Genomic DNA, 11,091 nt, shown 5'->3' on the forward strand with positions numbered 1-11,091 from the left:
CGATGGGGGTGGTGGGGTGGCCGGAGCGGACGGTTGCGATGAAGGACTCGACCTGGCCGGGGAGGGTGCGGCCGCTGAAGGTTGCGCCGCCTTGGATGTTGATGCCGAGGCAGAGTGAGATCAGGCGGGCCGGGGTGTCGCGGATGGTCCGGGCGACGACCGGGTCGAGGTGACACTCGCCGGAGAGGCCCAGGCATCGGAGGTCCCAGTCGTGCTGGCGGGCGACGAGAGCCGGCCAGGTCTCGGAGGGGCCTGCCGCGCCGCTGCATTGGGTGATGGAGCTGCCGTAGGTGATCCAGCGCAGCCCGCTGACCGGCACCGGTTCAGCCTCGCCGTCGAATTCCACGCCACGGATCGCGATCCGCCCAGCCTGGGGCAACCAGATTTCGACCGTCACAGCAGTTCCCGGGAGCGGAACCACTAGCTCCTGCTCACCCTCCTCAAGCACACAGCGTTGATGGAGGACCCCATTGACCATGACGTCGAGCGGGGCGATTCGGCCGTAGATGCCCTGCGCCGCGCGGACCTCGAGCCGGACGCCAGCGGCCGTCATACTCCAGATTCCGCGGACGCCGGCGGGTGTCGCGGCGCGCTCCCACAGCCGGTGGCCGGGTTTGTCGTCGTGACCCAGCCAGTCGTGCAGGGCGAGGTTCTGCCCGCGGGGGTCGAGACGCCAGTACGTCGACCAGCCGTCCGCGTCGATCTCCTCGTACTGGTAGCCGCGCCAAAAGGAATCCGTCACGCGAACAGCCTAGGTGTCGAATCCGGTGTCTGCCGTTCGACGTGGAGGCAAGAACCCACCTGAGGAGCCTCACATGTCACGCAAAGTTGTCGCCGCTTACTTCCTGTCCCTCGACGGCGTTGCCGAGGGAGCGGACAAGTTCCTCACCAGCTGGGACGACGAGACCGATGCTGTCGGCGGCCGCTTGATCTCGACCCAGGACACGGTGATCTTCGGGCGGCGCACGTACGACGAGTTCGCCGGCTTCTGGCCGACCAGCGACATCCAGCCGTTCGCCGACTTCGTGAACGCCGTACCGAAGTATGTCGCCACCTCGACCCCGCTCGCGACGCAGTGGGGGACGGCTCAGGCGATCGAAGGCGAGCTGACCGACTTCGTCCGGGACCTGAAGGAGCAGCCCGGTGGCGACATCGGCATCCACGGCAGCATCTCCGTCACCCAGGCACTGCTCGCTGCGGGTCTGGTCGATGAGTTGAGCCTGGTCATCGTCCCGACCGTCGTCGGCACCGGACGACGGTTGCTCGACAACCTGCCGCAGATCAGCCTGGAGCCGATCAGCAGCTCGACGACGCCGAGCGGTCACCTGCTCGTCGACTACCGGGTGAACCACTCCGGATAACCTGCAGTCGGGACGCACACCTGATGAGGGAGGACCGCATGCCGGTGACCGCTGCCGAGATTGCCGATCGTTCGCGGGGGATCGCGCCGTCTCTGCACGAGTACCTGCCGCCGACGCCCCTGTTGCCGTTCCACGGTTTCAGCGCGGACCTAGGGGTCGAGGTGCTCGCCAAGTGCGAGCACCTTCAGCGGACCGGCTCGTTCAAGGCGCGCGGCGCCCTGGCGAAGATCCTCACGCTGACGGACGCCGAGCGGCAGGCCGGTGTAGTCACCGCGTCGTCCGGCAACCACGGTCTCGGCGTTGCCAACGCGCTCGCGCTCCTGGGCGGGCGCGCGATCGTCTACCTCCCCGAGAACGCATCCACGAGCAAGGTCGCCGCGCTAGAACGTCTCGGCGCCGAACTCCGCGCCGAGGGCAACGACACCGGCGCCCAGGAGCTCAAGGCCCGGGCTTATGCCGAGGAGCACGGTCTGACCTACGTCTCGCCGTACAACGATGCTGATGTCATCGCCGGCCAAGGCACGATCGGCGTCGAGTTGGTCAAGCAGCTGAAGGGTGAGCAGCTCGACGGCGTCGTCGTCGCTGTTGGTGGCGGCGGTTTGATCAGCGGGGTCGCCGCGGTGCTCAAACAACAGCTCCCCGGCATCAAGGTGTACGGCGCCTCACCAGCCGCCGACGCCGCGATGGCCGAGTCGGTCGCTGCCGGCCGCATCGTCACGGTGGATGCGTCGTCAACGCTCTCCGACGGTACGGCGGGCAGCGTCGAACCGGGGTCGATCACCTTCGACCTCTGTCGCGAACTGGTCGACGAATGGATCCTCGTCGACGAACCCGCGATCCGCGACGCGCTGCGGTTGGTCATCGACACCGAACACCACCTGGTCGAGGGTTCAGCGGCGATGGCCTTCGCCGCGGCCCGCACGCTGACGTCCGGCCGGATGGCCGTGGTCTCCTGCGGTGCCAACATCTCATCCAAGACGCTGGCTAAGGTGCTGGCTTGAGAGAGCTGGTCATCCTCGGCACCGGGAGCCAGGTGCCGTCGCGGGAACGCACCCAGAACGGGTACTTCCTGCGCTGGGACGAGGACGGCTTCCTGTTCGATCCGGGCGAGGGCACCCAACGGCAGATGCTGTACGCCGGGGTCGCGGCCGGCGCGATCACGCGACTCTGCATCACGCACTTCCACGGCGACCACTGTCTCGGTGTACCGGGAATTGTGCAGCGGCTGTCGCTGGACGACGTACCGCATGCTGTCCGGGCGCACTATCCGGCGTCGGGGCAGGAGTACTTCACCAGACTCCGGTACGCCGCTTCGTTCTACGAGCGAGCCGAGTTGTTGGAGGAGCCGGTCGAGGAAGACGGGTTGTTGACCGTCGGCCCGTTCGGTCAGCTGTGGGCGCGGCGGCTGGAGCACTCGGTCGAGTCCTTCGGCTACCAACTGATCGAGCCCGACGGCCGCCGCATGCTGCCCGACCAGCTCAAAGCTTTTGGCGTCGCCGGGCCGGACATCGCCCGCTTGCAACGAACCGGCTCCATCGAGGTCGACGGCCGCACGATCCACATTGATCAAGTCAGCGAACCCCGGCAGGGCCAACGTTTTGCCTTCATCATGGACACCCGCCTGTGCGAGAACGTCCTCCGGCTCGCGGATCAGGCCGACCTGCTCGTGATCGAGTCGACCTATCTGTCCGCCGAGGCCGACCTGGCTCGCCGATTCGGGCACCTCACTGCTCGCCAGGCGGCCCGCGTCGCCGAGGAATCCGGCGTTCGCAAACTCGTCCTGACCCACTTTTCCCAGCGCTACTTGGAACCTGAGCGCTTCCACGAAGAAGCCGCCGCCGAGTTCTCGGGAGAGATCGTCGTCGCCTCCGACCTCTCCCGCACTGCAGTCCCAGCCCGGCGCTAGCAGCCGCCGCTGATCTCGCAGATCTCGGAGCGGTTGGTGGTCACCTTGAGGGTGTCGTACCAGATCCAGGAGTCGACGGTCGGGGCGAACTCGGTGGTTGCGCCGCCGGCGAACGACGAGAACATCGCCGAGTCGACCTGATCGGCGTTGCGCACGAACCGCAGGCCGGTGATCTTGGCCGCCGAGACGCCGTTGTACCAAACCTCGATCTCACCGTCCGCATTCGCGTTGCCATTGGTGACGGTATTGACCCGGATCTTTTGGGCGATGTGCGTCCAGGAGCCCCGCGGGAACAGAATACTCTCGCCGTTCGGCTTTTTCAGATTCGCGTAATCGCCGTACGTTCCGGTCTGGTCCATGTGGTAATAGTAAATAGCCGCTTGGCCGCTGCTGCGCCAGATGAAGCGGGAGGTGAATCCGTTGTAGCCGGTGCATTCGGTGCCGCCCGAGCAGCCGGCGCCGCCACGCAGTCCGACGCCGATCTTCCCGGCGTACTGGGTGGTGCCCCAACTGAAGGTCGGGCTGAAGCGGACCCACTGCGACACGTAGTACTCGCGGGCTTTGGGGACTGTGAACGGCGCCTGCGCGCCGGAGTCGGCCGGGCCGATCTTTCCCTTCGGGTAGGAAACCTTCAGCGATTTCGTGCCGGAGTGGGCGGTGCTGCTGTCGATGACGGCGCGGCCGCTGTTGAATCCCTCCGACCAGGGCGCGCTCCACCCGTCGGTGGACCACTCGCCCGAGGTGTAGGCGGCGCCGGCGGCCGGTCGCTCGAAGCCGTTCCATTTGACGGCGGTGAGTTGAGCGGCCGAAGTCGTGACCTGGCCGGCGGTCAGCAGGATGCCGGTCGTGAGGATGGCGAACAGTCTCTTCTTCATCAGAACCCTCTAATCATTCTCAGTGGCCGGAATGAATTCAGGGGATAAATTCACCGGAATTTCGAGAATGATGGCCACGCGGGCGGCGCACCGTCAAGGGTTGAGGTAATTCACGCCCTAGACATTCCCATTGTCAGGAATTATCGGCGAGGAAATCGTCGATGAGGGCGTTGACCTCGGCAGGGGATTCCAGTGCGGCCAGGTGCGCCGACTGCTCCAGTACGACGAAGCGCGCGCCGGGGATGGCATCGGCCATCGCTTCGGTTTCGGCGACACCGAACGTGGTGTCCTCGGCGCCGGCCACGACGAGGACCGGCGTGCGGATCTGACCGAAGAGCGGGCGCTGGTCAGGCCGGCGGGGGACGACGCTCGTGACGGCGTGCATCCCGGACTTCACGTTGACCTGCTGGGCCAATTGCTTGACTGTGGCAACGACCTCGGGCTTCTCGCGTTTCGCGGTCGGGCCGAGGAAGGCGTCGACCACCGGACCGATCAGCGGCCCGCGGATCCCGCCGAATAGCCGAGCCGCTCTGGTTAGAGCGCCGTACTCGACTTTCTGGCGTGCGTTCGACGGTGAAGCAGTCGCATTCATCAACACGGCAACGCCGATCCGCTCCGGATGCAGGGCGGCGAAGGTGCCGCCGATCATCCCGCCCCAACTGTTGCCGATGACATGCACCTTGTCGATGCCGAGGTCGTCGACGATCGCGAGGATTACGTCCGCGCACTGCTCGAAACTGAACGGTCCCGCCAAGTCGGAGCTGCCGCCGTGCCCGGGCGGATCCACCAGCACGACCTGATAGCGCTCGATGAAATGCGCGGCCTGCCCGGCCCACAGTGTCCCGTCCATCAGCAGACTGGGCCAGAACAGCATCGCTTCGCCGGAACCCCCGACCCGGATCCGGATCTGCCCCAGCACTGTCTCGACGTACCGATCCTGAACCCCGGTCAGCGACATGACCGCACGCTACCGCCGATGGGGACCGGTCCCCAAGCATCCTCACTACGTTGGCTGACATGATCCGAGTGGGCTGGGTGCTGGTCGCCGTGGTCGCGCTGGCCGGCTGCGGTACGACGGCGGCCGAGCCGGAAGCTGCGCCCGTTGTGCCCGCGGTGCAGCAGGCCGAGCCGTGCGAGCTGGTCAGCCAGGAACTGTTGGACAGACACGGTCTCGAGAAATCTTCCGACAACAGGGGCGTCAACGGCCGCAACTGTGTCTGGAACTCGGACAGCAACTTCTCGCTCATGGTGCTGATCGGCTGGGATCGAGCTGCCCAGACCGACTTCCACCAACTGTTCCCGGACCCGGCCGGCGAGGTCGTGATTGCTCAGGTCAAGGTAGTCGTCAGCAAGAGCCGGCTGAATCCATCCTGCGGCACAATGTTCGTCGCCGAGCAGGGCACCGTCGTCGAAGTGGCTGCGGGATATGCGGCGCCCGCCCCGGTCAACGCCGCTTGCGCACAGGCCAAGGCGGCGATGGCCGTCGCCATCGAGAAGCTCCGCCAGCAGCAGATGCTCTAAGAGACCGCGGCACTCAGGCGGGCGGACAGCGCGCGGACGTGGGCGATCAGCTCAGGCGGTGACTGGACCTCGAAGGGGTGGCCGAGCAGGCCGACGTACAGGGCCAGTTCGTCGAGGGAGTTGGAGCCGGCCTCGACTGTTGTCGTGGTTGCTGTGTGGGGGACGACCGTGGCGACGCTCGGGCCTAGCTGGTCGGCGACGACCTCGGCGGGGGCGTGGATGAGGAAACGGGCCTGGTAGCGGTAGCCGGCGCGGTTGGTCTTGTCCTCCGGCACTTCGCGGGGCGTGAAGCGTGGGCCGGTCGGGATGATCGGCTCGAGCCGATCCAGACGGAAGGTGCGCCAGTCAGCACGGTCGAGGTCCCACGCGATCAGATACCAGCGGCGGCCGGTGTTGACCAGGCGATGCGGCTCGGTGGTGCGACGGGCCGCCGTACCGTCGTGGTTGCGGTAATCGAACCGCATTCGCTGATGATCTCGGCAAGCCTCGGCCACGGCGAGCAACACCTCAGGCTGTACGGCGGCCGCGCCCGAGGGGGTGACCGCGACCGCCTGCAACAGCTTCACCCGATGCCGCAACCGCGATGGCAGAACCTGCTCAAGCTTGGTCAACGCCCGGACCGACGACTCCTCGATCCCGGCAACCGTGCCCCCAGCAGCGGCCCGCAGACCGACCGCCACCGCAACCGCCTCGTCGTCATCCAGCAGTAGGGGCGGTAGCGAGGCCCCAGCGCCCAGCCGATACCCAGCCACCCCCGGTACGGCGTCAACCGGGTAACCGAGGTTGCGCAGCTTCTCCACGTCCCGGCGGACAGTTCGCGGGCCGACGCCGAGCTCGGTGGCCAGGGCGGTTCCGCTCCAATCGCGCGGTGATTGCAGCAGCGAGAGCAGCCTGAGGAGTCGTGCGGAGGTTTCCAGCATGTCCAGAATTCTCGCGCAGAGTTAGGACTGAAGCTGTCCTAACTGGGTGAAATTCTTCAACCATGATCAAGTCCTTCCGCATCGATATCCCGCAGACAGCCCTCGATGACCTGGCCGCCAAGCTGGCCGGCACCCGCCTCCCCACCCCGCTGCCCGGTGACGACTGGGCGACCGGCGTACCGGTGTCCTATCTGGCCGAGTTGGTCGACTACTGGCGGACGACATACGACTGGCGGGCCGCAGAGGCCGAGCTGAACGGCTTCGCGCAGTACACGACCGAGATCGAGGGGCAACAGATCCACTTCCTGCACGTCACCTCGGCTGAGCCGGATGCGCTTCCGCTGCTGCTCACGCACGGCTGGCCGGGTTCGGTGGTGGAGTTCCTGGATGTCATCGGGCCGCTGACAGATCCGGTTGCGCATGGTGGGTCCGCGGCTGATGCGTTCCATGTCGTCATTCCGTCGCTGCCCGGGTTCGGGTTCTCGGGACCGGTCTCCGAGGGTGGTTGGACGGCTGACCGGATCGGCCGGGTTTGGGCTGAGTTGATGACGCGGCTCGGGTACGACCGGTACGGCGTACAGGGCGGTGACATCGGGGGCGCGGTCTCACCTGAGGTGGCGCGGGCGGCGCGGGCGCAGGTGGTCGGCGTTCACACGAACGGCGGGCCGGGCCCGATGCCGCCGTACCCGCTGGCTGCGGATGAGCTGGCGAGCCTGACCGCCTTGGAGCAAGACCGCGTGGCGCGGATCGGGAAGTTCATGCAGGAGGAGTTCGGCTACATCGCGATCCAGGCGACCAGGCCGCAGACGATCGCCTACGGTCTGGTCGACTCACCGGTCGGCCAGCTCGCCTGGATCATGGACAAATTCCACGCGTGGACCGGCCCCGGCAGCGTCATCAGCAAGGACCGCCTGCTGACCAACGCGATGCTCTACTGGCTGACCGGTACGGCGGGCTCCGCGGCGTACGTCGGATATGCGCAGGCGCAGGCGTGGGGAGCCGGTAAGGAAAACTCCGGCGTCCCCACTGCGGTTCTCGCCTTTGCTCACGACGTCCCGGTCCGCAAGTACGTCGAGCAGGAGAACACGGTGACGCGGTGGAACGATGTGGATCACGGCGGTCACTTCGCAGCCCTCGAAGAGCCTGAGCTGCTGGTGAATGACGTCCGGGAGTTCTTCAGTGACCTTCGCTGAAGTCGGTCGAGGTGGAGAGGTGAGCCCAGGCTGAGGTTTCGGCGGCTCGGTCCTGGGCGCCTTGCTCGGCGCGGGTGAGGGCGTCGGTGCCGAGGAGGAGCCGGAGGGGCGGCTGGTCGGCGGCGACTATTTGGAGGATGGCTTGAGCGGCCTTGGCGGGGTCGCCGGCCTGGCTGCCGTCGGCCTCGACGCGGTAGCGGTTCATGGCGCCGACGGTTTCGTCGTAGTCGGGGTGGGTCGGTGCGATGGTCATCGACGAGCCGCCCCAGTCGGTGCGGAAGGCGCCGGGCTCGATGATCGTGACCTTGACACCGAACGGTTTCACCTCGTTGTTCAGCACCTCGGAGAATCCTTCGACGGCGAACTTCGCGGTCTGATAGGCGCCCATGCCGGGGGTCCCGCCGACGCGGCCGCCGATCGACGAGAACTGCAGGAAATGTCCGCTCTTCTGCTCGCGGAAGACCGGCAGGGCCGCCTTCGTCACGTTCACGACACCGAAGAGATTCGTCTCGATCTGGGCGCGGAAGTCGTCGTCGGGGGTCTCCTCGATCGGTGCGCTGTTCGCATACCCGGCGTTGTTCGCCACCACATCAAGCCCACCGAACTCGTCCACAGCAGTCTGTACGGCGGTCTGCGCAGCCTGCACGTTGGTGACGTCGAGCGCCACCGCGCGGACTTGGTCGCCGTACTGCGTGACCAGGTCGGCGAGCTGCTCGGGCGTCCGTGCGGTCGCGACGACTCGGTCGCCGGCCGCCAGCACGGCCTCGGCCAGTGCGCGCCCCAGTCCACGGGAACTTCCGGTGATCAACCACACCTTGCTCATCTGTCAGTCCTAACTAACCAAACGGTTGGATACCTTCAAGATCATATAACCAACCGGATGGTTATATGATTCCCGGTATGCAGCAGCGGAACGCCGACCGGACCCGGGCCAAGATCCTGGCCGCCGCCACCGAGGAGTTCGCCGAGCGCGGGATCGCCGGCGCGCGGGTGCAACGGATCGCCGAGGTGGCCGAGTGCAACAAGGCCATGCTCTACGCGTACTTCGGCAGCAAGGACGGTCTGTTCGACGCGGTCTTCAGTGCCTCCGTCGAGGAGTACCTGACCGTCGTCGGCTTCGATACCGACGACCTGCCTGCCTACGCAGGTCGTCTGTTCGACTACTTCGAGGACAACCCGGCCCGGCTGCGGCTGACGAGTTGGTACCGCTTGGAGCGTCCGGCCGGCGAGCCGTTGGAGGCGATCATCGCCGTGAATCAGAGTCGGCTCGACGACCTGGATCGGGCCCAGCGTCGGCGTACCGTCCCGAAGCAGTTCTCCTCGGTCAGTCTGCTCTCGCTGATCCAGGCGATCGCGACGAACTGGTCTTCGATGACCCCTGAGTACGGCGCCGCCGTGCCCAGCCGGCTTGCCCGGCGAAAGGCCGTGGTGATGGCGGTGGAGAAGATTCTCAGCTGATTCATTGGTTGACCCGAGACTCCTCTCAGATCCGCGCGCTCTACTCGTACCAGAAGGAATTGGGCTGAGGAGGGCAACGGCGATGAGTGACGGTGCAGGACAGCAGGACGACAAGCAGACCCAGGAGCCCGGACCCGTGCAGGGCCCGAGCCCCGAGTGGAACGGTCCGCAGGCCGAGCAGGAGGCTCCGCGGCCGGCCATCCCGCTGCCGCCTGGACCGCAGTACCAGCAGCCGGTCGCGAGCCAGCCGGTGCCGCAGCAGCCGGTGCCGAACCAGCCGGTTCACCAGCAGGGCTGGCAGAATCCGGGCTGGCAGTTGCCGGGGGCCCCTGTTCAGGGTCCGCAGTACGGGCAATACCCCCAGTATCCGCAGCAGCCCCAGCTGCCCGCGCCGTACGCCGGTTGGCACGGTGGTGGCGGTTATCCGCCGGTGCCCGGCCAGGTCATCGGCGTCGGCCCGGACCAGCCGCCGCGGAAGAAGAAGCGCCGGTTGCTCGCCGCCGGTGCGATGAGCATCGCGGCCCTCCTGGTCGCCGGATCGGTTGCCTGGGGCATCGATCAGCAGGTCGGTGGAACGCACGGCTCACAGCTCTCGCAGACGCAGTTCGACCCGGCCTCGGTCGCGTCGAAGGTGTCGCCGGGGCTGGTGAACATCAACACCGTGCTCGGTCTCGAGAACGCGAAAGCGGCCGGTACCGGCATCGTGCTGACCTCCGACGGCGTGATTCTGACCAACCATCACGTCATCGAGGGCGCGACGTCGATCACCGTCACGAATGTCGGCAACGGCAAGACCTACGTGGCCAGCGTTGTCGGCTACGACGAGAACCACGACATCGCCGTACTGAAACTGAAGGACGCTTCCGGGCTGGAGACCGCGAAGATCGGTAACTCCGACAACGTGAAGGTCGGCGACAAGGTGGTCGGCATCGGCAACGCCGGTGGCAAGGGCGGCACGCCGACGTACGCGGCCGGTCAGATCACCGCGCTGAACCAGGCGATCACCGCGACCGACTCGAACGGCCAGGACCCGGAGAACCTGAAGAGCCTCCTCCAGACCGACGCGAACATCCAGGCCGGCCAGTCCGGCGGACCGCTCGCGAACGCCAACGGTGAAGTCGTCGGCGTCGACACCGCCGGCAACAACGGCGGCCAGGGCCAAGGCAGCCCCGGCCAGACCTCCGCCGGCACCGGCACCAAGCCCAACCCGCAGCTCGCCGCCGACGGCGACCCGTACGCTCCCGCCCCCGGCGACGGCTCCGGCTTCGGCCAGGGTGACGGTCAGGGCAACGGCTTCCCGCAGGACAACCCGTACGGCGGCCAGGGTCAAGGCAATGGTGGTCAGGGTCAAGGTGGTCAGGGCAGTAGCGCGGGCCCGCAGGGTTACGCGATCCCGATCAACGAGGCGATGGACATCGCCAAGAAGATCCAGTCCGGCCAGGAGTCCGCAGACATCCACATCGGCGCCGACCCGCTGCTCGGTGTCTCGATCCTCCCGAACGCCGGTGTTCAGGGCGCCGCGATCCAGGACGTGATCCCGCAGGGCAAGGCCGACGAGGCCGGCATCACCGCAGGCGACGTCATCACCTCCTTCGACGGCAAGCCCGTCACCTCCCCGGAGACCCTGTCCGAGCTGCTCGACCAGCACCACCCCGGCGACAAGGTCGAGGTCGCCTGGACCGACCAGCAAGGCAAGTCCCACAAAGCCACCATCGAACTGATCACCGGCCCCGTCCGGTAATCCTCGAACCGGGCCGCCAGCACCACCCCCTTGCTGGCGGCCCGCACCGGGCCCGGCGCGCCTCCCCCTCCCCGAGGCGCCCGGGCCCGTTTCACATGCCCACCGCACCCCGAATC

General features: G+C 67.0%; 12 protein-coding genes. 7 read left to right on the forward strand and 5 right to left on the reverse strand.

Features of this window, described 5'->3' with window-relative positions:
* The coding region (locus E1263_RS40175) for an SGNH/GDSL hydrolase family protein (RefSeq protein ID WP_132177339.1) at positions 1-742 on the reverse strand (742 nt) is incomplete at its 3' end.
* Positions 743-815: 73 nt separating this feature from the next.
* Between E1263_RS40175 and E1263_RS40180 the strand changes: the two genes are divergently transcribed.
* Genes E1263_RS40180 through E1263_RS40190 form a run of 3 tightly spaced genes read left to right on the forward strand, consistent with a single transcriptional unit; the run spans position 816 to position 3,267 of the window.
* On the forward strand, positions 816-1,361 hold the full coding sequence (locus tag E1263_RS40180; RefSeq protein ID WP_132177341.1) for a dihydrofolate reductase family protein: 546 nt from the start codon (positions 816-818) through the stop codon (positions 1,359-1,361).
* Positions 1,362-1,399: 38 nt separating this feature from the next.
* Complete coding sequence (locus E1263_RS40185; protein ID WP_132177343.1) at positions 1,400-2,362, forward strand: pyridoxal-phosphate dependent enzyme; 963 nt, start codon at positions 1,400-1,402, stop codon at positions 2,360-2,362.
* A complete protein-coding gene (locus E1263_RS40190; protein ID WP_132177345.1) occupies positions 2,359-3,267 on the forward strand; it encodes a ribonuclease Z in 909 nt (302 codons plus the stop codon). The genes E1263_RS40185 and E1263_RS40190 overlap by 4 nt, the downstream gene beginning before the upstream one ends.
* On the opposite strand, the gene E1263_RS40195 is transcribed toward E1263_RS40190, so the two are convergent.
* On the reverse strand, positions 3,264-4,142 hold the full coding sequence (locus tag E1263_RS40195) for a polysaccharide lyase (protein WP_132177347.1): 879 nt from the start codon (positions 4,140-4,142) through the stop codon (positions 3,264-3,266). The genes E1263_RS40190 and E1263_RS40195 overlap by 4 nt on opposite strands.
* A gap of 133 nt (positions 4,143-4,275) precedes the next feature.
* Positions 4,276-5,100: an alpha/beta fold hydrolase gene (locus E1263_RS40200; RefSeq protein ID WP_132177349.1), complete on the reverse strand. Its 825-nt coding sequence runs from the start codon at positions 5,098-5,100 to the stop codon at positions 4,276-4,278.
* A 59-nt stretch (positions 5,101-5,159) separates the two neighbouring features.
* Here E1263_RS40200 and E1263_RS40205 point away from each other — a divergent pair, with 59 nt between their 5' ends.
* Complete coding sequence (locus E1263_RS40205) at positions 5,160-5,663, forward strand: DUF3558 family protein (RefSeq protein ID WP_238162012.1); 504 nt, start codon at positions 5,160-5,162, stop codon at positions 5,661-5,663.
* On the opposite strand, the gene E1263_RS40210 is transcribed toward E1263_RS40205, so the two are convergent.
* On the reverse strand, positions 5,660-6,583 hold the full coding sequence (locus tag E1263_RS40210) for a helix-turn-helix transcriptional regulator (protein ID WP_132177353.1): 924 nt from the start codon (positions 6,581-6,583) through the stop codon (positions 5,660-5,662). The two genes, E1263_RS40205 and E1263_RS40210, sit on opposite strands and share 4 nt — an antisense overlap.
* A gap of 62 nt (positions 6,584-6,645) precedes the next feature.
* Here E1263_RS40210 and E1263_RS40215 point away from each other — a divergent pair, with 62 nt between their 5' ends.
* Positions 6,646-7,776, forward strand: a complete 1,131-nt coding sequence (locus tag E1263_RS40215) for an epoxide hydrolase family protein (protein WP_132177355.1) — start codon at positions 6,646-6,648, stop codon at positions 7,774-7,776.
* Here E1263_RS40215 and E1263_RS40220 read toward each other — a convergent pair.
* Positions 7,760-8,599: an oxidoreductase gene (locus E1263_RS40220; RefSeq protein WP_132177357.1), complete on the reverse strand. Its 840-nt coding sequence runs from the start codon at positions 8,597-8,599 to the stop codon at positions 7,760-7,762. The genes E1263_RS40215 and E1263_RS40220 overlap by 17 nt on opposite strands.
* A gap of 77 nt (positions 8,600-8,676) precedes the next feature.
* On the opposite strand from E1263_RS40220, the gene E1263_RS40225 reads away from it, so the two are divergent.
* Both E1263_RS40225 and E1263_RS40230 read left to right on the forward strand, forming a co-directional pair.
* Positions 8,677-9,234 carry a TetR/AcrR family transcriptional regulator gene (locus E1263_RS40225; protein ID WP_132177359.1) on the forward strand — a complete coding sequence of 186 codons (558 nt, stop codon included), beginning with the start codon at positions 8,677-8,679 and terminating at the stop codon, positions 9,232-9,234.
* An 82-nt stretch (positions 9,235-9,316) separates the two neighbouring features.
* The gene (locus E1263_RS40230) at positions 9,317-10,975 is read left to right on the forward strand and encodes a S1C family serine protease (protein ID WP_132177361.1); all 1,659 of its coding nucleotides are present in this window, start codon (positions 9,317-9,319) and stop codon (positions 10,973-10,975) included.
* Positions 10,976-11,091 lie beyond the last annotated feature (116 nt).

Origin of the sequence: Kribbella antibiotica (genome assembly GCF_004349055.1) — a bacterium.
Classification (GTDB): domain Bacteria; phylum Actinomycetota; class Actinomycetes; order Propionibacteriales; family Kribbellaceae; genus Kribbella; species Kribbella antibiotica.